This window comes from Bradyrhizobium sp. 134 (assembly GCF_023074155.1).
Classification (GTDB): domain Bacteria; phylum Pseudomonadota; class Alphaproteobacteria; order Rhizobiales; family Xanthobacteraceae; genus Bradyrhizobium.
Genome location: NZ_JADPKX010000034.1, coordinates 910,730 through 931,935 on the forward strand (window position 1 = coordinate 910,730; position 21,206 = coordinate 931,935).

23 protein-coding genes and 1 other RNA gene are annotated in these 21,206 nt (G+C 65.3%); 8 read left to right on the forward strand and 16 right to left on the reverse strand.

The window, feature by feature from the left end:
- Nucleotides 1-252 precede the first annotated feature (252 nt).
- The 5 genes from IVA75_RS13875 to IVA75_RS13895 form a co-directional block, all read right to left on the reverse strand.
- Entirely contained in the window at nt 253-1,380 is a 1,128-nt protein-coding gene (locus IVA75_RS13875; RefSeq protein ID WP_247285425.1) for a muconate cycloisomerase family protein, read from the reverse strand.
- A complete protein-coding gene (locus tag IVA75_RS13880; protein WP_027565805.1) occupies nt 1,377-2,132 on the reverse strand; it encodes an SDR family oxidoreductase in 756 nt (251 codons plus the stop codon). Before IVA75_RS13880 ends, IVA75_RS13875 begins: the two co-directional genes overlap by 4 nt.
- Nucleotides 2,132-2,926 (reverse strand): amino acid ABC transporter ATP-binding protein, encoded by a 795-nt coding sequence (locus IVA75_RS13885; RefSeq protein ID WP_276577087.1) that lies wholly within the window; start codon nt 2,924-2,926, stop codon nt 2,132-2,134. The genes IVA75_RS13880 and IVA75_RS13885 overlap by 1 nt, the downstream gene beginning before the upstream one ends.
- Nucleotides 2,923-3,585 carry an amino acid ABC transporter permease gene (locus tag IVA75_RS13890; protein WP_247285426.1) on the reverse strand — a complete coding sequence of 221 codons (663 nt, stop codon included), beginning with the start codon at nt 3,583-3,585 and terminating at the stop codon, nt 2,923-2,925. The genes IVA75_RS13885 and IVA75_RS13890 overlap by 4 nt, the downstream gene beginning before the upstream one ends.
- Before the next feature lie 124 nt (nt 3,586-3,709).
- A complete protein-coding gene (locus IVA75_RS13895; RefSeq protein ID WP_027565802.1) occupies nt 3,710-4,555 on the reverse strand; it encodes a transporter substrate-binding domain-containing protein in 846 nt (281 codons plus the stop codon).
- Nucleotides 4,556-4,748: 193 nt separating this feature from the next.
- On the opposite strand from IVA75_RS13895, the gene ffs reads away from it, so the two are divergent.
- From ffs to IVA75_RS13920, 5 genes are all read left to right on the forward strand, one after another.
- An RNA gene (gene ffs, locus IVA75_RS13900) (signal recognition particle sRNA small type) lies at nt 4,749-4,845 on the forward strand.
- 95 nt (nt 4,846-4,940) lie between these two features.
- Nucleotides 4,941-6,758, forward strand: a complete 1,818-nt coding sequence (locus tag IVA75_RS13905; RefSeq protein ID WP_247285427.1) for a DNA polymerase III subunit gamma/tau — start codon at nt 4,941-4,943, stop codon at nt 6,756-6,758.
- Between the two features lie 25 nt (nt 6,759-6,783).
- The gene (locus tag IVA75_RS13910) at nt 6,784-7,113 is read left to right on the forward strand and encodes a YbaB/EbfC family nucleoid-associated protein (RefSeq protein WP_007597704.1); all 330 of its coding nucleotides are present in this window, start codon (nt 6,784-6,786) and stop codon (nt 7,111-7,113) included.
- A gap of 1 nt (nt 7,114) precedes the next feature.
- Complete coding sequence (gene recR, locus IVA75_RS13915; RefSeq protein WP_007604678.1) at nt 7,115-7,717, forward strand: recombination mediator RecR; 603 nt, start codon at nt 7,115-7,117, stop codon at nt 7,715-7,717.
- Between the two features lie 26 nt (nt 7,718-7,743).
- Entirely contained in the window at nt 7,744-8,181 is a 438-nt protein-coding gene (locus IVA75_RS13920; RefSeq protein WP_027565800.1) for a hypothetical protein, read from the forward strand.
- A gap of 129 nt (nt 8,182-8,310) precedes the next feature.
- On the opposite strand, the gene IVA75_RS13925 is transcribed toward IVA75_RS13920, so the two are convergent.
- The 3 genes from IVA75_RS13925 to rmuC all read right to left on the reverse strand — a co-directional run bounded on the left by IVA75_RS13925 (nt 8,311) and on the right by rmuC (nt 11,500).
- Complete coding sequence (locus IVA75_RS13925; protein WP_247285428.1) at nt 8,311-9,675, reverse strand: MFS transporter; 1,365 nt, start codon at nt 9,673-9,675, stop codon at nt 8,311-8,313.
- Nucleotides 9,676-9,863: 188 nt separating this feature from the next.
- On the reverse strand, nt 9,864-10,166 hold the full coding sequence (locus IVA75_RS13930) for a GIY-YIG nuclease family protein (protein WP_247285429.1): 303 nt from the start codon (nt 10,164-10,166) through the stop codon (nt 9,864-9,866).
- A 134-nt stretch (nt 10,167-10,300) separates the two neighbouring features.
- On the reverse strand, nt 10,301-11,500 hold the full coding sequence (rmuC, locus tag IVA75_RS13935) for a DNA recombination protein RmuC (protein ID WP_247285430.1): 1,200 nt from the start codon (nt 11,498-11,500) through the stop codon (nt 10,301-10,303).
- Between the two features lie 171 nt (nt 11,501-11,671).
- Between rmuC and def the strand changes: the two genes are divergently transcribed.
- Genes def through truA form a run of 3 tightly spaced genes read left to right on the forward strand, consistent with a single transcriptional unit; the run spans nt 11,672 to nt 13,869 of the window.
- Nucleotides 11,672-12,196, forward strand: a complete 525-nt coding sequence (gene def / locus IVA75_RS13940) for a peptide deformylase (RefSeq protein WP_007597693.1) — start codon at nt 11,672-11,674, stop codon at nt 12,194-12,196.
- A 12-nt stretch (nt 12,197-12,208) separates the two neighbouring features.
- A complete protein-coding gene (fmt, locus tag IVA75_RS13945) occupies nt 12,209-13,132 on the forward strand; it encodes a methionyl-tRNA formyltransferase (RefSeq protein WP_247285431.1) in 924 nt (307 codons plus the stop codon).
- A complete protein-coding gene (gene truA, locus IVA75_RS13950; RefSeq protein ID WP_247285432.1) occupies nt 13,132-13,869 on the forward strand; it encodes a tRNA pseudouridine(38-40) synthase TruA in 738 nt (245 codons plus the stop codon). Before fmt ends, truA begins: the two co-directional genes overlap by 1 nt.
- Nucleotides 13,870-14,032: 163 nt before the next feature.
- On the opposite strand, the gene dapE is transcribed toward truA, so the two are convergent.
- From dapE to yihA, 8 genes are all read right to left on the reverse strand, one after another.
- Nucleotides 14,033-15,211 (reverse strand): succinyl-diaminopimelate desuccinylase, encoded by a 1,179-nt coding sequence (gene dapE, locus IVA75_RS13955; protein ID WP_247285433.1) that lies wholly within the window; start codon nt 15,209-15,211, stop codon nt 14,033-14,035.
- Nucleotides 15,208-15,861 (reverse strand): DUF805 domain-containing protein, encoded by a 654-nt coding sequence (locus tag IVA75_RS13960; RefSeq protein WP_247285434.1) that lies wholly within the window; start codon nt 15,859-15,861, stop codon nt 15,208-15,210. The genes dapE and IVA75_RS13960 overlap by 4 nt, the downstream gene beginning before the upstream one ends.
- A gap of 233 nt (nt 15,862-16,094) precedes the next feature.
- A complete protein-coding gene (gene dapD, locus IVA75_RS13965; protein ID WP_247285435.1) occupies nt 16,095-16,940 on the reverse strand; it encodes a 2,3,4,5-tetrahydropyridine-2,6-dicarboxylate N-succinyltransferase in 846 nt (281 codons plus the stop codon).
- Nucleotides 16,941-17,121: 181 nt separating this feature from the next.
- Entirely contained in the window at nt 17,122-17,847 is a 726-nt protein-coding gene (locus IVA75_RS13970; protein WP_247285436.1) for a pyrimidine 5'-nucleotidase, read from the reverse strand.
- Between the two features lie 192 nt (nt 17,848-18,039).
- Nucleotides 18,040-19,026 carry a DUF1036 domain-containing protein gene (locus IVA75_RS13975; protein ID WP_027565789.1) on the reverse strand — a complete coding sequence of 329 codons (987 nt, stop codon included), beginning with the start codon at nt 19,024-19,026 and terminating at the stop codon, nt 18,040-18,042.
- Nucleotides 19,027-19,211: 185 nt separating this feature from the next.
- The gene (gene argB, locus IVA75_RS13980) at nt 19,212-20,099 is read right to left on the reverse strand and encodes an acetylglutamate kinase (RefSeq protein WP_007597683.1); all 888 of its coding nucleotides are present in this window, start codon (nt 20,097-20,099) and stop codon (nt 19,212-19,214) included.
- Between the two features lie 82 nt (nt 20,100-20,181).
- Nucleotides 20,182-20,553: a DUF423 domain-containing protein gene (locus tag IVA75_RS13985; protein WP_247285478.1), complete on the reverse strand. Its 372-nt coding sequence runs from the start codon at nt 20,551-20,553 to the stop codon at nt 20,182-20,184.
- Nucleotides 20,553-21,206: a ribosome biogenesis GTP-binding protein YihA/YsxC gene (gene yihA, locus IVA75_RS13990; protein WP_027514321.1), complete on the reverse strand. Its 654-nt coding sequence runs from the start codon at nt 21,204-21,206 to the stop codon at nt 20,553-20,555. The genes IVA75_RS13985 and yihA overlap by 1 nt, the downstream gene beginning before the upstream one ends.

Below are 21,206 nucleotides of genomic sequence, written 5' to 3' on the forward strand. Positions count from 1 at the left end.
TGCGTATCCAGATTGCCCGATGGGGTCGGGCGCGTTTGGCCGGACCATACGATACGGAGTTTGATTGGGGAAGGATGAGCCTCCGCAGGGGCCGCATGCACCGTTGTCGTCCCGGCGAAGGCCGGGACCCATACCGCGAGGTCTATCGTTTGCGGTTGGTGCTAATCCCGAACGACCAATCTTCGCAAAACATCCCCCTGTGGTTATGGGTCCCGGCCTTCGCCGGGACGACAGCGAATGTGTGGCGACGTCTTACCCCTCCGCAAGCACGCGCGCATTGGCGCGGACCGAGGCTTCGCTGACGCGGATGCCGAGGCCCGGGCCGTCCGGCACCACGACGTGGCCGCCGCGATTGGCGACGCGCTCTTCCAGCACGTCCTCGGTCAGCACGTGGTGCGGCATGTAGAATTCGCAGCCGAGCGAGATTCCCGGCGTCGCCGCGATCAGCTGCGTCCCGGCGGCGAGCCCGATGCCGCCCTCCCACAGCGTGCCGCCATAGCCCGGCAGGCCGGCGATGTCGGCGATCGCCATGATCGCCTGCGCCTCGAACAGGCCGCCGGCCTTCATCAGCTTGATCGAGACGGCATCTGCCGCCTCGCGGCGCACCACCTCCATCATGTCGCGGCGGTCGAAGCAGCTTTCGTCCGCGAGCACCGGCGTTTCCAGCGCCGCGGTGAGCTGCGCCATCACGTCGAGAAATTTGCGCGGCACCGGCTGCTCGATGAAAGTCGGCGCGAACTGCTCGACGTCGCGCAGGATCTTGATGGCGCCGAACGGCGCCAGCGCCTGGTTGTAGTCGACGCGAAGGTCGACCTTGTCGCCGAACTCCTTGCGGATCGCCGCGAGATGATCGAGGTCCTCGCGATGCGGCTTCACGCCGGTCTTGACCTTGTAGATGACATTGCCGTCCGGAACCATCTTCCGCATGCGTTCGAGATCGGCGGCGAAATCGGGATCGGCGATGGAGAACGACAGCGGGATCGTGTCGCGCACGCGGCCGCCGAGCAGGTCGGCGACCGACAATCCCGACGACTTGCCGACGATGTCGAGCAGCGCCATTTCGATCGCGACCTTGGCTTCGGCATGTCCGACCAGCGCGCGATCGAGCTCGGCCATCAGCGCGCGGATGCGACGCACCGGTTTGCCGAGCACGATTGGCCGCAAATAGATATCGAGCGCGGAGAAGGCCGCTTCCGGCGTTCCCGTGAACACTTCCCACGGTGCCGCCTCGCCCCAGCCGATCACGCCGTCGCTCGACGTCAGTTCGAGCAGCACGCGCTTCACCGTGCCCTTGACATTGCCGACGCCTTGCAGGCGCGCCATCTTGATCGGGCTTTCGATCAGGAACAGCCTGATGCGTTCGACGGTTGCTTCGGTCATGTCAGGCCTCCATTGACGTGCCAGACTTGGCCGGTGACGTAGGATGCTTTCGGGGAGGCCAGGAAAGCGATGATCTCGGCGACCTCTTCCGGCCGCCCGCGGCGACCCATCGGGATCAGCGCCTCGGTCGCGGCGATCTGCTCAGGTGACAGCCGGCTTTCGCTGGGCCTGTCCTTGACGATGAGGCCCGGCGCGACGGCGTTGACGGTGATGCCCTCCTTGGCGAGTTCGACTGCGGTGAGGCGCACCAGCGCTTCGAGCGCGGCGCGGCTCGCAGCCGTCGCTGCGAAGGGCGCGAACTCCGGCCGGATCGCGTGCGCAACGAACGACGACACTGCCACGATCCGCGAATCCTGCCCCGCACGGAGCAGCGGGAGCGCCGCGTCCACCAACCGTGTGAACGCCAGCGCCGATTCGTCCATCGCCTTGCGGAACTGATCCGTCGGCGTACCGATCGCGCTGCCGCGGCGGGCATGGCCGCCGACCAGGATCAATCCATCGAGTCGGCCGAAGGCGCTTTGTGTAGCGGCGACGGCGTCGGTGACCGCGGCCTCCTCGGCGAGGTCGCCGAGGCATTTCGCGACGATCGCGCCTTGCGCTTCGGCTTCCGCCGCGGTGGCGTCGAGGCCGGCTGCGTTGGAGCGCGTGTGCAGCAGCAGCGCGGTGCCGGGCCCCGCGAGCAGTTTTGCAGTGGCGCGGCCGATGCCGCTGGCGGCGCCGGTGATGAGATAGACGCGATTGATTTCGGACATCACGATGCTGCGTTGGCCGGCGGCAATGCGCCGGTTCGGTGGAAATGGCTGAGGAAGGCGCGCGTCGCGGCTTCCTGCGGATGATCGATGACCTGCCGCGCCGGTCCTTCCTCGACCACGACGCCGTCGCGCATGAAGATCAGACGGTCGGCGACTTCGCGGGCAAAGGCGATCTCGTGGGTCACGATCACCATGGTCATGCCCTCCGACGCCAGCTGCTGAATCACGGCGAGCACCTCGCCGACAAGCTCGGGATCGAGCGCGGAGGTGGCCTCGTCGAACAGCATCACGTCCGGCTCCATCGCGAGCGCCCGCGCAATCGCGACGCGCTGCTTCTGTCCGCCGGAGAGCGTTGCCGGATATTGGTCGGCCTTCTCCGCAAGGCCCACTTTCGCGAGTTGGGCCCGCGCCAGCTTCTCCGCGTCAGCCCTCACCATGCGCCGCACCGTGACCGGTCCCTCCATCACGTTCTGGAGCGTCGTCATGTGCGGGAACAGATTGAAATGCTGAAACACCATGCCGGTGGTGGCGCGGAATTTTGCCAGCGTCTTCACATCGGGGAGCTTTGTGCCTTCTCCGAAAGCAAAGCGCGTGTCGCCGACGCGAACGCTGCCGCCGTCGGGCGTCACCAGGAGGTTGATGCAGCGGAGCAGCGTCGACTTGCCGGAGCCGGACGGGCCGATCAGCGCCACGACACCGCCCTTGGCGACGTCCAGGCTGATGCTCTTCAAAACCTCGTTGCTGCCAAAGCTTTTGCGCAAGCCACGGATCTCGATTTTCGACATCTCGCTCATTCGCCGACTGCCAGTCGTTTCTCGCCGCGCCGGACCATGATGGTCAGGGGAATCAGGATGGCCGCATAGGCGACCGCGACGGCGGTGTAGGTTTCCAGCGGACGGTAGCTGTCATGGGCGGCGACCTGGCTCTGATAGACCAGATCAGGCACCGCCAGCACCGAGACCAGCGAGGTGTTCTTGAACTGGATGATCGACTGGTTCATCAGAGCCGGGATCATGCGCTTGATCGCCTGCGGCAGCACGATGCGCCGCATGCTCTGTCCCGGCGTCATGCCGAGCGCGGCGCCGGCTTCGGACTGGCCGCGGTCGATGGAAATGATGCCGCCGCGGATGATCTCCGAATAGAACGATCCGCCATAGAGCGACAGCGCCAGCGCGGACGCCGTGATCGGCGTCATCTCGACACCGGCCAGGATCGGCAGCGCGTAATAGAACCAGATCAGCTGCACCAGGATCGGCGTGCAGCGGAACGCCTCGATGAAGGTGAGCGCGATCAGGCGCACCGCGCGAAAGCGCGACAGGGTGCCGAACGCGCCGAACAGGCCGAAGACGAGCCCGAGCACCACGATGACCACGGTGAAACCGACGGTGACGCCGAGCCCGTTGAGAAAGAGCCAGCGATAGCTCCAGAGGATGCCGAAGTCCCACTGATACATGCGTGTGTCACTCGTCGTACGGCTTGACCGCCGGCATTGTCGTTCCGGGCGATGCAGAAGCATCGAACCCGGAACCTCGAGATTCCGGGTTCGCCCTTCGGGCGCCCGGAATGACAGTGGAAGACTACAACGACACGCCCGGCGGGATGTCCGCCTCGGTCACGCCCACCAGCTCCATGTTGGTGATGATCGCGTTGCGGATGAAGCCGAGGCCCTTGTTGAAGTCGATCCAGGTGTTGACGTAGTCGCGCCAGGTCTTGTCGGTCTCGCGGCGGAAGCCGGCGTTCGAGGTGGTGGCGAAGATTGGCGTCGGCAGCACGAACTGGCCGAGCGAGGGATTCTTCTTCAGCACGGTCAGCGACAGCATGGTGATCAGGCACTGCGCGTCGACGCGGCCGGTCTGCAGCGCGGCGGTGGCGTCGTCGGCGGTCTTCAGCCGCGAGATCTGCGCCTTCGGCGTCAGGCGGCTGACGACCTGGTCGTGCGAGGAGCCCTGGTCGACCGCAATCTTGACGTCGGGCGAGTTCAACTCGGCCCAGCTCTTCGGCTTGAAGTCCTTCTTGCAGAGGATGCCGAAGGCGTTGTTGAAGACCGGCACCGAGAAGTCGACCACCAGCGCGCGCTTCGGGGTCGGGTTGAGGCCGAAGAAGATGTCGATCTTGTTGGACTGCAGGTCGAGCACCGAATTGCCCCAAGTGGTCTCGGTGATGTCGAGCTCGGCCTCCATGTCCTCGGCAAGCGCCTTGGCGATGTCGACGTAAAATCCCTTCCACTGGCCGGTCGAAAGATCCTTCATGTAATAGGGTGCGCCGCCGCCGACCGCGCCGATCCGCATCTTCTTGGTGCGGCGGATGCGGGCGAAGGTCGATTCGTTGGTATCGGCGGTCTGCGCCACGGCCGGGGAGGCCAGCGTCGCCGCGCCAATCGCGCCAAGTCCGACAATCGAAGCAACATCACGACGTGTAACCATTGGGATCAATCGCTTTTCTGTTGGAAGAAGTTCCGGCAGCGTTCTTACCAAGGCGCCTCCGGCAGTGAAAGCACAGCCTATCGGCTGTGCAGAGCGGGAATTGCCCGGATGGTGGGCAAGCCACTACGAAGCCCAGCCCGTTCAAGCCGATACCCGCTTGCTTTCCGGTCCTTTTGGCCCCAAATAGGGACCGGGAGATTGGCGGTGGACGAGCCACTCGCCAACCGGGTCAGGTCCGGAAGGAAGCAGCCCTAACGAGGTCCGGATCGGGTCGCTCGTCAGTCTCCTACCTGTTTTTCCGAGCGAATTGCGCCGGCGGCTCGGGCCGCCAGCGCGCTCCTTTCCGCAAAAGCCGGCCGAAAGACACTTCATTGCGGATCGACCGATGACCGACGCTGGCGCCCCTCCCAACCCTGACAGCGCCGGCCAGGCCAGCACGCCCTACCGGGTGCTGGCGCGGAAATACCGTCCCTCCAGTTTCGACGATCTGATCGGCCAGGAGGCCGTGGTCCGCACCGTCTCCAATGCGTTCGAGACCGGCCGCATTCCGCAGGCCTGGATTCTCACCGGCGTCCGCGGGGTCGGCAAGACCACCACGGCGCGCATCCTAGCCCGTGCGCTCAACTACGAGATGCCGGATGGCTCGGTGAAGGGCCCGACGGTCCAGATGCCGACGCTCGGCGTGCATTGCCAAGCGATCATGGAAAGCCGGCACATGGACGTGCTGGAGATGGACGCGGCCTCGCATACCGGCGTCGACGACGTCCGTCAGATCAATGACAGCGTCCGCTACGCGCCGGCCAGCGCCCGCTACAAGGTCTACATCATCGACGAAGTCCACATGCTGTCGACGGCGGCGTTCAACGCCTTCCTGAAGACGCTGGAGGAACCGCCGGAGCACGCCAAGTTCGTGTTCGCCACGACGGAGATCCGCAAGGTTCCGGTGACCGTGCTGTCGCGCTGCCAGCGTTTTGACCTGCGCCGCGTCGAGGCCGACGTACTGATGAAGCATCTCGCCAACATCGCGACCAAGGAAAACGTCGAGATCGAGCCTGAAGCACTCGGCATCATCGCGCGCGCCGCCGAAGGCTCGGTGCGGGATTCGCTCTCGCTGCTCGATCAGGCCATCGCGCATGCCGCGGGCACCGTGAAGGCCGATGCCGTCAGGCAGATGCTGGGGCTCGCCGACCGCACCCGTGTCATCGATCTTTTCGATTCTCTGGCGCGTGGCGACATCGCGTCCGCGTTCAGGGAGTTCCGCGACCAGTACGACGTCGGCGCCGATCCGATCGTGGTGCTCTCGGATCTTGCCGAGTTCGTCAATTTCGTCACCCGCGTGAAGATCGTGCCGGCGACCGCCGACAACGTCGCCTATGGCGAGACCGAGCGCGTACGCGCGCGGGATTTCGCCTCGAAGATCTCGATGCGCGTGCTGTCGCGGATGTGGCAGATGCTGCTCAAGGGCATCACCGAGGTGCAGGCCGCGACGCGGCCCGCGGCAGCCGCCGAGATGGTGCTGGTGCGCATTGCCTATGTCGCCGACCTGCCGACGCCGGACGAAGCGATCAAGATGCTGGAGCAGAACGGCGGCGGTTCGCCGGTCGTGAGCGGCGGCAGTGCCGCGCGCAACGCGCCGGCGGGGCCGGTGGCGTCCGCAGCGCCAGTTCGCATGCCGACATCGTCACCGTCCTCCTTCGGCGGCGGTGGTGCCCGTCCGCAGATGGCAACGCCCGCGCCGGATCCGCAAGCTGCCGCGCCGGTGTTGCGCGTCACGAGCTTCACCCAGCTCGTTGCGCTGGCCGGGCAGAAGCGCGACCTCCTCACCAAGGGCGCGCTCGAAGGCGACATGCGCCTCGTTCGTTTCGAGGAGGGCCGGCTGGAAGTTGCGCTCGAGCCCAACGCCTCCAAGACCATGATTTCCGATCTCGCGCGCAAATTCGAGCTCTGGACCGGGCGCCGTTGGACCGTGATCGTCTCCAACGAGCCGGGCCAGCCGACGCTGCGCTCGGTGAGCCAGGCGGCCAAGCAGGAACATGCGCGCACCGCCGAGGCCGATCCGCGCGTGCGCGAGGTGCTGTCGCGTTTTCCGGGCGCGAAGGTCGTCGAGGTCCGCAGGCTTGCCCCCGAGGCGCCGGAATCCGATATTAACGCCGACTACGGCAGTGACGATCCGCCCGACGGTTCCGACGGCGACGATCTCTAGAGCCAATTTTCCAAGGACAGCACCGATGGTCGATATTTTCGGCATGATGAAGCAGGCGCAGCAGCTGCAATCCAAGATGCAGGAGATGCAGGACCAGCTCGCCAACGTCGAGGTCGAGGGCATCTCCGGCGGCGGTCTCGTCGCTGTGCGCATGACCGCGAAGATGGACGTCAAGGGCGTCAAGATCGATCCTTCGCTGATGAAGGCGGAAGAGCGCGAGGTGCTCGAGGATCTGCTTGTCACTGCGTTCGGCGAGGCCCGCCGAAAGGCGGAAGCCGCCATGCAGGAGAAGATGCAGTCGCTCACCGGCGGGCTCGGCTTGCCGCCGGGGCTGTCGGGGCTGTTCGGCCAGTAATATGGGCGCTGTTGCGGGTCCTGAGATCGAGCGGCTGGTCCAGCTTCTCGCGCGGCTGCCGGGCCTCGGCCCGCGCTCGGCGCGGCGCGCGGCGCTGCATCTGATCAAGAAGCGCGAAGCGCTGATGATGCCGCTGTCCTCGGCCATGCAGGTCGCGCTCGAGAAGGTCCAGGTCTGCAAGACCTGCGGCAACATCGACACGCAAAGTCCCTGCACGGTCTGCACCGATCCGCGTCGCGATCCCTCGATCATCGTCGTCGTCGCCGATGTTGCCGATCTCTGGGCGCTGGAGCGGGCCAATGCCACTCAAGGGCGTTATCACGTGCTGGGCGCGACATTGTCGCCGCTCGACGGCGTCGGCCCGCAGGACCTCACCATCGAGGCGCTGGTCGCGCGTGCGCATGAGGCGCAGGTGCATGAGGTCATCCTGGCGCTGAATGCCACCGTCGACGGCCAGACCACGGCACACTACATCACCGACCTGCTTCAGGACGCCAACGTAAAAGTAACCCGGCTCGCCCATGGTGTGCCGGTCGGCGGCGAGCTTGATTATCTCGATGAAGGTACGCTATCGGCCGCGATGCGGCAGCGCACCCTGTTCTAGCCATCCAGACTTACGGAACGGACGACATGACGAAACTTTTCGCCACACGATGGGCTTTGGTTGCGACGATGGCGATGCTGGCGACGCCGGCCATCTCCGCGCAGCAGGACGACGGGGCTCCGCCGCCGTCGAAGCCCGGCAAGCCGATCAATGCCGGCGAGGTGCTCTCGGGCGAGCTGAACACGATGAAAGTGCGCGACGTCAAGAACGTCGGCAAGCGGGTTGCGACCTACCAGATCACCTCCGAGCCGCGCCGGCTGCCGCCACCGAACGGGTTGTGCAATCTCGAGACCGGCCCCGAAACCTTCCAGCTCGTTCCCAGCGGCGATGCGCAGGCCGCACAGCTGAAGACGTTCGCCGGCAAGGAGATCTCGGTCAAGGTCGACGAAGTCGCCTGCGCCAGCGACCCCGGCCAGATGAGCGAGGCCGTGATCACGAAGTGGAGCCTGATCAAGAAGCAGTAGGGGCGATTCGCTCTGCTCTCTCCGTCGTCATTGCGAGGAGCACTTGCGACGAAGCAATCCAGACCGCCTCCGCGGCGGCAGTCTGGATTGCTTTGCTTCGCTCAAAATGACGAAGGTGAGAGAGTCGACCTAAACCCTCACCGGCCCCAGCGAATCAAAATGCCCGCGCTTCTGCAGCCAGGCCAGCAGCACCAGGCTCGGGATCGCCACCAGCATGCAGATCACGAAGAACAGCGGCCAGCCGGTCATATCAGCCACGAAGCCGGCGCCTGACGAGAGATAGGTCCGCCCCACCGCGGCAAGCGCGGTGAGCAGTGCATATTGCGTCGCCGTGTGCAGCGGGTTCTGGCAGAGCGCCGAAAGATAGGCGACGAAGATCACCGTGCCGATGGCGCTGGTGAAGTTCTCACAAGTGATGGCGAAGGCGAGCGCCCATTGGCTGGTGCCGACAAAGGCCAGCCAGGAGAAGGAGAGATTTGCGAGCGCCTGCACCACGCCGCCGATCCAGAGGCTGGTTGCGAGCGAATAGCGCCGTGCGACGAAGCCGCCGGCAAAGCCGCCGATCAGCGTCGCAGCAAGGCCCACGCCCTTCACGATCGCCGCATAGTCGTTGCGGGAGAAGCCGAGGTCGATCACGAACGGCGCGGTCATCGTGCCGGAGAAGGCGTCGGTGAACTTGAACAGCACGACGAAGGCGAGTGCCGCAAGCGCGTCCTTGCGCGTCAGGAATTCCGAGAAGGCTCCGACCGCCGCGTGCAGCACGCGCGCGAACGCGGTTTGCGTCTGCGTCGCGGCTTCCGCCCGCACCGACTGCTCGGGCTCGGTCGCGACCAGCGCCGTGATCGTCCCGATCAGCACCATCGCCGCCATCACCACATAGCCCCACATCCAGGCGGACGTGCGGGTGATGCCGGTGCTCTCGAAGCCCGAGACGATGAACAGCGCGCCGGCGGTCGAGACCAGCATGCCGATGCGATAGGCCGCGACATAGGACGCCATGCCGGCAGCCTGCTCGCTCTCCGGCAGGCTCTCGACGCGGAAGGCGTCGACCACGATGTCCTGCGTCGACGAGGCCGTCGCCACCAGCAATGCGCCGAGCGCGACGTAGAACGGCGAGCGCGCGGGATCGGTCAGCGCCAGCAGCAGGATGGCGACGATCAGCAGCAATTGCGAGAACAGCAGCCAGCCGCGCCGCCGCCCGAACGCGCGCGTGAACAGCGGCACATGCATCGCATCCACCAGCGGCGCCCACAGGAATTTCAGCGTGTAGGGCGTGCCGACCAGCGCAAACAGCCCGATGGTCTTGAGATCGACGCCGGATTCCCGCATCCACACCAGCAGCGTCGAGCCCGACAGCGCCAACGGCAGCCCGGACGAGAAGCCGAGGAACAGCACGATCAGCACCCTCGGCTGCAGGTAAACGGCAAGGCTGTCACGCCAGGAGGTGGGGGCCGTGCCGGGGCCGGCAGGCGAGGTCGCGTCGGGTGCGGTCATGGGGTGGTGTTAGCAGATTCTGGCGGCCACAAGTGAGGTGTCGCTCCTGCCGGCCAAAGAGGAGGTGTCGTCGCCCCCTCCGCTGTCATCGTCCGCGAAGGCGGACGATCCAGTACCCACCAGCATTTCGGTTCAATCGCGGCCGCCGCGGCGTACTGGATGCCCCGCCTTCGCGGGGCATGACGGACTCATGGTGGGCCGGCTATCCCGGGATAAAGGTCGTCCCAATTCGGATTGCTCTTCTCAATCAATCGAACCTTCCAGGCCCTGTTCCACTTTTTCAGCCGCTTCTCCCTTTTGATAGCATTCTCGGGATCGTCGAACTGCTCGAAATAGACGAGCCTTGCGACATCGTACTTCTCCGTAAAGCTCTCGATGACCTTGGACTTATGTTCCGCCACGCGACGAATGAGATCATTGGTCACGCCGATGTACAGCGTTCCGCCGATTTTGTTGGCGAGGATGTAAACGTAGTAGTGGCGTGTGCCCAACTGCTACCTCTCCCTCCGCTGTCATCGTCCGCGAAGGCGGACGATCCAGTAATCACCAGCGTCCCGGTTCAATCATGACTGCCGCGGCGTACTGGATGCCCCGCCTTCGCGGGGCATGACAGTGTGCCACAATCTCACTCCCCCGCCTGGAGCTTCCGCGGGAACAGCTCGGCAGCGCCGGTCGCTACGAGATGCGGCGCTTCCGGCGCATCGCTCTTGCTGAAATCGAGTTCTTCGATACGCCCGGCGCGTTTCTCGATCTTGTCGGCGGAGATCAGCACCTGCCGCACGTCCTCGTTCGCGTCGGCAAAATGCTTCTGGAGCTTCAGCACGCGATCGCGCAGGCGGCCGAGGTCGTCGCCGAGCTTGATCACCTCGGTGCGGATCTGGTCGGCGGCGTCGCGCATGCGCGCGTCCTTCATGATCTGCTGCATCACCTGGATCGCCAGCATCAAAAGCGACGGCGACACCAGCACGACACGGGCGCGATACGCCTTCTGGATGACGTCGTCGAAACCGTCGTGGATCTCGGCGTAGACCGATTCCGACGGCACGAACATCAGCGCCATGTCCTGGGTCTCGCCGGCGACGAGATATTTCTCGGCGATGTCGCTGACATGCTTCATGACATCGCCGCGCAGCCGCTGCGTGGCGATGCGCTTCTCCTCGTCGGTGCGCGCGTCATGCAGCGCGGTCATCGCTTCCAGCGGAAACTTCGCGTCGATGCAGAGTGGCCGCTGGTCGGGCAGGAACACGACGCAGTCTGGACGCTTGCCGGTCGAGAGCGTGAACTGGAACTCGTAGGCACCCTTCGGCAGACCATCCTGGACGATCGCTTCCATCCGCGCCTGACCGAAGGCGCCGCGCGACTGCTTGTTGGCGAGCACATCGCGCAGGGTCGTCACCTGCGTGGTGAGGTCGGTGAGGTTCTTGTGCGCGCTATCGATGATGCCGAGCCGTTCGTGCAGCGCGTGCAGGCTCTCCATGGTGTTGCGGGTCGAGTGCTCCATGGACTGGCCGACGCGGTGGGTCACCGAATCCAGCCGCTCGTTGACCGCTCGCGCCATGTCGGCCTGGCGGCCGGCCAGTGTCTGGGTCATGGCGTCGACCCGCCCCGAAGCCTCGCTCTGGGCATGCAGCATCTGGCTGATGCGCTCCTCGAGTTCGTCGGCGCGGATGGCGTTGGCCATCGCGAGTTCCGCCCCGCGCCGCCCGGAGCGCGCGATCACGACGGCGATCACCACCATCAGGATGAGGACCAGGGCACCGAAGCCGATCAGCGCGTCCACGGTGCGCACCGGCCAGTCGCCGAGCATGAAAATGATCTCGTTCATGCCCCTGCTTCTAGCCGATTCGCTCGGCGACACGAACGAATAGCGAACATTTAGGGTAAATGCCCCGTTAATTTTTATGGTTAACGAAACCCGAAGTTTTATGGTTAGCGGAGGGTTAACGGGGTTCCCGTCCGGATTGACCGCATCGAACGCGCGGCTTAAATCGCGGCCATGGCCCTCAGAGAAATCATCATCCTGCCCGACAAGCAGCTGCGTCTGGTCTCCAAGCCGATCGAGAAGGTCACGCCGGAGATACGAAAGCTTGCCGACGACATGTTCGAGACCATGTACGACGCGCCCGGCATCGGGCTCGCGGCGATCCAGATCGCGCAGCCGTTGCGGCTGATCACCATGGACCTCGCCAAGCCCGACCAGGACGGCGAGACCAAGCCCGAGCCGCGCGTCTTCATCAATCCGGAAATCATCGCCTCCTCCGAGGACCTGTCGGTCTACGAGGAAGGCTGTTTGTCGATCCCCGAATATTACGAGGAGGTCGAGCGCCCTGCGAAGGTGCGGGTGCGCTACACCGATCTCGACGGCAAGGTGCACGAGGAGGACGCCGAAGGCCTCTACGCCACCTGCATCCAGCACGAGATCGACCATCTCAACGGCGTGCTGTTCGTCGACTATCTGTCAAAACTCAAGCGCGACCGCGTGCTGAAGAAGTTCGAGAAAGCCGCCAAGCGCGCGGAGTGAGGTTCTCTGTCGATGCCCCTCCGCCTGATCTTCATGGGCACGCCCGATTTCTCCGTGCCGACGCTGCTCGAGCTCGTCGCGCACGGCCACGAGATCGCGGCCGTGTATACGCGCGCGCCCAAGCCCGGCGGCCGGCGCGGCCTGCAATTGCAGCCGACCCCGGTGGAAGAGGCCGCGCGAAAACTCGGCGTGCCCGTGCTGACGCCGAAGACGCTGAGGACGCCCGAGGCGCTGGAAGAGTTTCGCGCCTTCGACGCCGATGCCGCCGTCGTCGTCGCCTATGGCATGATCCTGCCGCAGGCCATCCTCGATGCGCCAAAACTCGGCTGCTACAATCTGCACGCTTCGCTGCTGCCACGCTGGCGCGGTGCTGCTCCCATCAACCGCGCGATCATGGCCGGCGATGCCGAGAGCGGCGTGATGGTGATGAAGATGGATGTCGGGCTGGACACCGGCGACGTCGCCATGGCGGAACGGCTCGCGATCACGGACAATATGACCGCGCTCGATCTGCACGATCGTCTGTCCCGGCTCGGTGCCGATCTGATGGTGCGCGCCATGGCGGCGCTCGATCGCGGCGGGCTTCAGCTCAAGAAGCAGAGCGGGGACGGCGTCACCTATGCCGCCAAGATCGACAAGGCCGAAGCGCGGATCGACTGGACCAGGCCCGCGCGCGAGGTGCTGCGCCATATCCACGGCCTGTCGCCGTTTCCCGGCGCCTGGGCCGAGCTTGAGAATGCGCGGGTCAAGATCCTGCGCTGCGAGCTGGCGAAAGGCACGGGCGCACCCGGCGAGGTGCTCGACGATCACCTCACCATCGCCTGCGGCGAGGGTGCAATCCGTCTGATCGAACTCCAGCGCGAAGGCAAGGCGCGCATGCAGGCCGCGGACTTCCTGCGCGGCGTGCCGTTGAAGCCGCCGATGCGGCTGGCCTGATGCCCCGCTACAAGCTCATCATTGAATATGACGGCGCACCGTTCTTCGGCTGGCAGGTGCAGGAGACGCTGCCCTCGGTGCAAGGCGCGCTGGAAGCGGCGGTGAAGGCGATGACCGGCGCGGATGCGCGCGTGCACGGCGCCGGGCGCACCGATGCCGGCGTGCACGCGCGCGGCCAGGTCGCGCATGTCGACATCGAGAAACAGTTTCCACCCGGCCGTTTTCGCGACGGGCTCAATGCGCATTTGCGCCCGCATCCGATCGCTGTGCTCGAGGCGGACATCGTGCCTGATAGTTTCGAAGCGCGCTTCTCGGCCGTGAAGCGCCACTATCGCTATCGCATCGTCAACACCCGTGCCAATCTCGCGCTCGATGCCGGCCACGCCTGGCGCGTGCCGCGCCGGCTCGATGCCGACGCGATGCATGCGGCGGCACAACGCCTGCTCGGCAAGCACGATTTCACCACCTTCCGCGACACCGAGTGCCAGGCCAGGTCGCCGGAGAAGACGCTCGATCAGCTCGACGTGCTGCGCGACGGGCGCGAGATCATTATTCTCACCTCGGCGCGCTCGTTTCTGCACAGTCAGGTGCGCTCCATGGTGGGGTCGCTGATGTGGGTCGGTGAGGGCCGCTGGACCGCCGACGATCTCTCCGCAGCGCTCGCCGCCCGCAACCGCGCCGCCTGCGGCATCGTCGCCCCGCCGGACGGGCTGTATCTGATGCAGGTGGATTATTAGAACGCGAGGCTGGAAACTCTCGCGACGCCCACCGCTGTCATTCCCCGCGAAGGCGGGGAATCCAGTACGCCGCGGCCCCTCGGATCAATGACTGCTGTCTCGGATTACTGGATCGCCCGGTCAAGCCGGGCGATGACAGCGGAGGGTTTGGCGGCAATGGGGCCTACCCAAAATACCTCGCCAAAATCCCGCGATACACCTTGGTCAGCTGCTCCAGATCCTGAACCGGCACACGTTCGTCGACCTGGTGCATGGTCTGGCCGACCAAGCCGAATTCGATCACCGGGCAATAGCCCGAGATGAAGCGCGCATCCGAGGTGCCGCCTGAGGTCGACAGCTCCGGCTTGCGGCCCGTCACCTCCTCGATCGCGGACACCGCGAGTTCGGTGAACGGTCCGGGCTTGGTCACGAATACGTTCGAGTTCGAGGGCTCCCAGACGATGCGGGCGCGAATGCGGTTGCCGCAGGCTTTGGTCAGCCGCGTCTCGACCAGCTCGCGCAGGCTCGCCTGGGTGTGGTTGTCGTTGTAGCGAATGTTGAATTTTGCGCGGGCTTGTCCCGGGATGACGTTGTTGGCGGTGTTGCCGACGTCGACCGAGGTGAATTCGAGATTGGAGGCCTGGAACTGCGCGCTGCCATGGTCGAGCGGCTCGTCCGAGATGGCCACGATCAGCCGCGAGATATCAGGCACCGGATTGGCGGCGCGGTGCGGATAGGCGACGTGGCCCTGCACGCCGTCGACATACAGCGTGCCGGATTGCGAGCCGCGGCGGCCGACCTTGATGGTGTCGCCGAGCGTCTCGACATTCGAGGGCTCGCCCAGCACGCAATGGTCGAATTTCTCGCCGCGCTCCGCCGCCCACTTCAGCAGCTTGATGGTACCGTTGATGGAGACGTCTTCCTCGTCGCCGGTGATCAGGAACGAGATCGAACCCGAGCCCGATTTTTGGCCGTCGCTGCGCGGCTTGCCGTCGTTCGCGGCGAGATGCTCCAGCACCGCGGCGACCGAGCAGGCGATGCCGCCCTTCATGTCGACCGCGCCGCGGCCATGCAGAAAGCCGTCCTTCACCTCGCCGGAGAACGCGCCGACGCTCCAGGCGCTCTCGTCGCCCGGCGGCACCACGTCGGTGTGGCCGGCAAAGGTGATGTGCGGCCCGTCAGTGCCGATCCGCGCATAGAGGTTGTCGACGTCGGCGGTGCCGGGCTCGCTGAAGGTCACGCGCTGGCATGTGAAGCCTGCCGCATTGAGGGCTTTTTCAAGCACACCCAGCGCACCGGCATCGGCCGGGGTCACCGAGGGGCAGCGGATGAGATCGCGGGCAATCGAGAGAGCATCGGTCATGCGCCCCGCTTAACATGCATGCCGCCGGGTGGGCTAGCACTGGGCGGGACAAATTCGATCTCGCTCTGCTGGTCCCATGTTTTCGCCGCAGGCGGGGCGGGCGCCGAGTCATCTTCAACGTCGGCCAACGGATCGGCGCCGAACCGGTTGTCGCCCGAGGTGCCGGGCACAATGAACATTTCGACGAGGCCCCAAAACCACGGAATGTGCACGGCCCAGGCGAGGGCAACAACCCAGTTTGATTCGGTGGGCAGCAGGTCCGAGAACTGGTCGAACAGCGCGGGCAGGACGAAGAACGGAACCAGCCACCAGCCGCTCCGGTCGCGATCGTGCAGCCGCTTGGTCGCGGTCGCGAGATAGATCCACAGGAATAGCGAGCTGCCGAGCACCTTGAGGATGAGGGTCGCGCGATCGGCCGGTGCCAGCAGACGATAGGCCCTGGGATCGACCACGTTGAAGATGTCGTCGACACCGAAATCGAAGTCGACCTTGAAGTTGAAGGCGAAAGTCGCGGCCCCGTTCAGCAGCTTGATGGCCTGGTCGATCATCCCGAGCATGCAGGCCAGCACCATGACGATCAGCAGCGCTTGCCATAGCAAGGCGCGATTGATGCGGCCGTCGAAGCGGAAGAGATACCAGGTCCAGTCCATGCCAAAGGCTCCGGGCGGGAGAGGTCGCCCGGATGTTGGTCGCGGTGGGGGGAGGGTGGGTTCGACGGAGCTGCCAGACCCGTCATCCTGAGGTGCGAGGCCTGCGGTGCAGAGCACCGCAGGGGGAGTCTCGAAGGATGAGCGGCCACGATTCAGCCGGCAGCCGGGCCGTCGCCCTTCGAGGCTCGCCGAAGAGGCGAGCACCTCAGGGTGACGGTGAGAGAGTTAGACTCTCAATCCCGCAGCAGCTCGTTGATGCTGGTCTTGGAGCGCGTGCGCTCGTCGACGCGCTTGACGATGACGGCGCAGGCGGTGCTCGGGCCGATCTGGCCGTTCTTCATGGGCTTGCCGGGCAGCGCGCCGGGAACGACGACCGAATACTCGGGCACTTCGCCGATAAAGATCTCGCCGGTGTCGCGGTCGACGATCTTGGTCGACGCACCCAGGAACACGCCCATCGACAGCACCGCGCCCTTGCGCACGATCACGCCTTCGGCGACCTCGGAGCGCGCGCCGATGAAGCAATCGTCCTCGATGATGACAGGCTCGGCCTGCAGCGGCTCGAGCACGCCGCCGATGCCGACGCCGCCGGAGATGTGCACGCGCTTGCCGATCTGCGCGCAGGAGCCGACGGTCGACCAGGTGTCGATCATGGTGGATTCATCGACATAGGCGCCGAGATTGACGAAGGACGGCATCAGCACGACGTTGCGGGCGATGAAGGCCGAGCGGCGCACGATGGAGCCGGGGACGGCGCGGAAACCGGCGTCGCGAAAGCGGTTCTCACCCCAGCCGTCGAACTTCGAGGGCACCTTGTCCCACCAGGCCGCCTTGCCGGGGCCGCCGGGAATGGCGCCCATGTCGTTGAGGCGGAACGAGAGCAGCACCGCCTTCTTCAGCCACTGATTGACCTTCCACTTGCCGTCGGCCCCGCGCTCGGCAACGCGGGCGTCGCCCTTGTCCAGAATCTCCAGCGCGTGATCCACGGCGTCGCGGACCTCGCCCCTGGTCGAGGTCGAGACGCCGTCGCGCGCGTCGAAGGCGCCGTTGATGGTGGATTCGAGGGCGGACAGGGACATCGGGATTTCCTCAGAGGCGGGCGGGAATTTGCGGTGATTTGGAGCGCTTTTTCGGGATTTGGGGGGACGGAGTCAAGGCATACTCAGTGTCGTCCCGGCGAAGGCCGGGACCCATACCCACAGGGTCAAGTTTGGCGAAGACTCGGAGTTACCAGTTGCGCGCTACAACCGAGTGTTGGGGTTATGGGTCCCGGCCTTCGCCGGGACGACGTGGGGAGAGAGAGGACAGCCTGCCCAAAAACCCTGCCAGATCATCGGTGACGTGGTCGACATGGGCGGCGTCGCGGCCCGCCAGCTCCCAGTCCTCGCGCACGACCTCTTTCGTCCCGTCCGGTATCACCAGCACGGTGGTCATGCCGAGCTCGTGCGGGACAGTGAGGTTGCGGGCGAGGTCCTCGAACATCGCGGCGCGGGTCGGATCAACCGAATGGTCGGCGAGAAACTTGCGGTAGGTCTGCGGCGCCGGCTTCGGCTCGAAGTCGGCGGCGATGATGTCGAACACGCCGTCGAAATGCCCAGCAAAGCCGAGCCGCGCCAGCACCGCATCGACATGATCGACCGAACCGTTGGTCAGGATCAGCTTTCGTCCCGGCAGTTTTGCGATGGCCTCGCCCAGCGCCGGGTTCGGCTCCAGCGGCGAGTGGTCGATCTTGTGGACGTAGGCGAGATAGTCGTCGGCGCGGACGCCGTGCAGGGTCATCATGCCACGCATGGTGGTGCCGAAGCGCTGGTAATAATCTTTCTGAATCTTGCGCGCTTCCACCGGTGTCAGGTTCAGCCAATTACAAACGAACTCGGTAATCCGCGCATCGACCTGCTGCCACAGATTGACGTGGTGCGGATAGAGCGTGTTGTCGAGGTCGAACACCCAGGTGTCGACATGGCCGAAGGCGCGGGGTGAGGTCATTGCGGCTCTCTATTCGTTATCGGAGAGGGGCCCCAGCTTTCCGTCGTCGTCCCGGCGAACGCCGGGACCCATACCGCGTGATCTATCAATGGGGCACCCTGATCGTCGTTCTTCGCAAAACCAATCCTGGGGTTATGGGTCCCGGCCTTCGCCGGGACGACGATGGTGTTTGTTGCGTCATCACAAAAGCAATCACGGCATCGCAAACCGCAGCGTTTTGCCGCCGCTCGACATGTCCACCGCGCCAAATCCCGTGGCCGCAAAACCGCGCGCGCCGCAGTCGGTCTGCTCGTTGGTCTCGAACTTGGTCTCGCGCGTGCAAAGCTGCTTGTCGCCGCCCCAATTCAGCGGCTTGTCCTTCAGCTTGACGATTCGGTTGTCGGCGTCGATGGCTTCCGCGAAGCTGAAGATCTGCTTCGGCTGACCGCTCACATCAGGGTGCAGGCAGGTCTTGGGGTCGATGCGATACCAGCCGCGGCTCGTCACCGCCTTGCCGTCGTCGGTGGCGACCGCCGCCATCACCTTGTGCGTGGTGTCGTTGCACCAGGTGAGGCCGGTCGCAGACGGCGTCTGCACGGCATCGACCATGGTCTTGAAAAAGTTGGGCGACGACAGGATGTCGGACGACAATCCGCGGCTCTTCAGGAAAGCCGCCAACGCGCCTTGCGTCTTCGGTCCGTCGACGCCGTCGATCGGCGCGGCGTCGTAACCTGCGATCACCAAAAGCCGCTGGATGCCGGCAAGGCGGGCCTGCTCGTCGTCATATTCGGAGTCCTCGGCGAGATAGGCGACGAAATTGCCGTCCGCGCCTTGCGTCGGCGTGATCTGGGTGAAGGCGGCCTGGGTCTGGCCGCTGCGGCACTGTCGCGCGGCCGCGATGACAAAATTGTCCTGCGCGACGCACAGCGTGTCGCTGCCGTTCTGCGGGATCGGGGATGCGCCGTAGACGCCGAGCGCGCGGGCGTTGAGCAGGATGCGGTCGGCGGAGAGCGTGCCCTGCACCACCACGCGGCAGGTGGCGGGGTCGATCCTGAACCAGCCCCGCGTCGCGGTCGCCGCCTTGTCGTCGATGCCGATCGCGGCCTCGACGACATAGGACATGCGGTTGCAGATCTTGAGGTCGGCGAAGGCGGGCGCGGAGGAGAAGACGAACGAGACGGCTGCGGCGGGGAGCGTCATCAGGAAGCGGGTGAGAGTGGAGCGTCGATGCCGCCTCGCGCTCCGCTCGTCATGCCCGGGCTTGTCCCGGGCATCCACGTTCTTGGCGCGGGACGAAAGATCGTGGATGGCCGGGACATCTTCGCGAAGACGCGCTTCGCGCTGTTGTCCGGCCATGACGGCTTTCATGCGTGGCGCCTCTCGCATCACTTGTGGATCAGCGTTCCCGTGCCGGTGTTGGTGAAGAGCTCGAGCAGCACCGCGTGCTGCATCTTGCCGTCGATGATGACGACGCCCTCTACGCCCTGTTCGAGCGCGTAGATGCAGGTCTCGACCTTCGGGATCATGCCGCCGGAAATGGTGCCGTCGGCGATCAGCTTTCGCGCGTCCTTCACCGAGAGCTGCGGGATCAGCTTCTTGGACTTGTCGAGCACGCCCGGCACGTCGGTGAGCAGCAGCAGCCGCTTTGCCTTCAGCGCGCCGGCCACGGCGCCCGCGAAAGTGTCGGCGTTGACGTTCAGCGTCTGGCCCTCTTTCGAGGTCGCGAGCGGCGCGAGCACGGGGATCAGCTCGTAGCCGATCAGCTGGTTGAGCAGCGTGAGATCGACTTTCTCGGGATCGCCGACGAAGCCGAGATCGACCGCCTTCTCGATGTGCGAGTCCGGATCCATGATGGTGCGCGTCGTCTTGGACGCCTTCACCATATTGGCGTCCTTGCCTGATAGCCCCACCGCCTTGCCGCCGGCCTCGTTGATGTAGCCGACGATCTGCTTGTTGACGGAGCCGGCGAGCACCATCTCGACGATCTCGATGGTGGCCGCATCGGTGATGCGCAGGCCGGCTGCGAATTCCGAGACGATGCCGAGACGCTTGAGCATGGTCGCGATCTGCGGGCCGCCGCCATGCACCACCACCGGATTGATCGCGGTCTGCTCGAGCAGCACGATGTCGCGTGCAAAATTCTTCGCGGTCTCCTCGTCGCCCATGGCATGGCCGCCATACTTGATGACGATGGTTTCCTCGTCATACTGCTGCATGTGCGGCAGCGCTTCGGACAGGATGCGGGCCTGGTCGAGCGGGGAGATTTCGGTCATGAGGCGGATCTCGCTGGCGGGATACTCGGGCCGCGTTCTATCCGATTGGCGGGCGGGGCGCAAAGTGGTCTTCGTCCCCGGGCTACGGACTGCGCTTCACCACCACCGCCGCGAGCGTCACCGCCAGCCAGCTCAAGATCATCACCGATCCACCGGTCGGCGCCGCATAGGGAAACAGCGAATGGCCGGCATATTGCCGCAAGGTCAGATCGCCCGCGAACAGCGCCGCGCCGGCTGCGAAGCCGGACGCGGCGACGATGCCAATTCCGCCGTGCAGAAGGCCGCGGCCGAGCAGGGCGACGGCCGCTAGCACGGCCGTTGCATGAAACAGCAGCATGGCGCTTGCGGCGGCGAGCCGGCTCGCATCGCCGCCATGCGCGGAAGCCGCGGCCAGCGCGACGCCGGCAGCGCCCATCAGACCGGCAAGCCCGATCAGCAGCCGGAATGCCGCCATCACGAGGTTCGCTCTTCCAGCAGCTTTGCGATCGCGGCGCGCAGCTCGGCCATGCCGGTCGCGCTGCGCGACGAGGTCGCGAGCACGTTCGGGAACGCGGCCGGACGCTTGGCGAGCGCAGCCTCGGTCTCGACGATGCGCGATTGGAGCTCGGCGGCCTTGATCTGGTCGGCCTTGGTCAGCACGAGCTGGTAGCTGACCGCGGAGCGATCGAGAGTCTTCAGGACTTCGAGATCGACGTCCTTAAGGCCGTGCCGCGCGTCGACCAGCACGTAGACGCGCGCGAGGCTGGCGCGTCCGAGCAGGAATTTGTGGATCAGCTCGGTCCAGGACGCGACCTGACTCTTCGGCGCCTTGGCATAGCCGTAGCCGGGCATGTCGACGAGGCGCAGCTCGCCTTTCCCGGGGACCTCGAAGAAGATCAGCTCCTGGGTCCGGCCCGGCGTGTGCGAGGTGCGCGCGAGCGCGTTGCGGCCGGTCAGCGCGTTGATCAGGCTGGACTTGCCGACATTGGAGCGGCCGGCAAAGGCGATCTCCAGCCCCGCCATCGGCGGCAGCGTTTCAGTCGAGGGCGAAGCCCAGATGAACTGCCAGTCGCGCGTGAACAGCTTTCGCCCGACCTCGATCAGCTTCGCATCTTTGTCGTCGGTCAT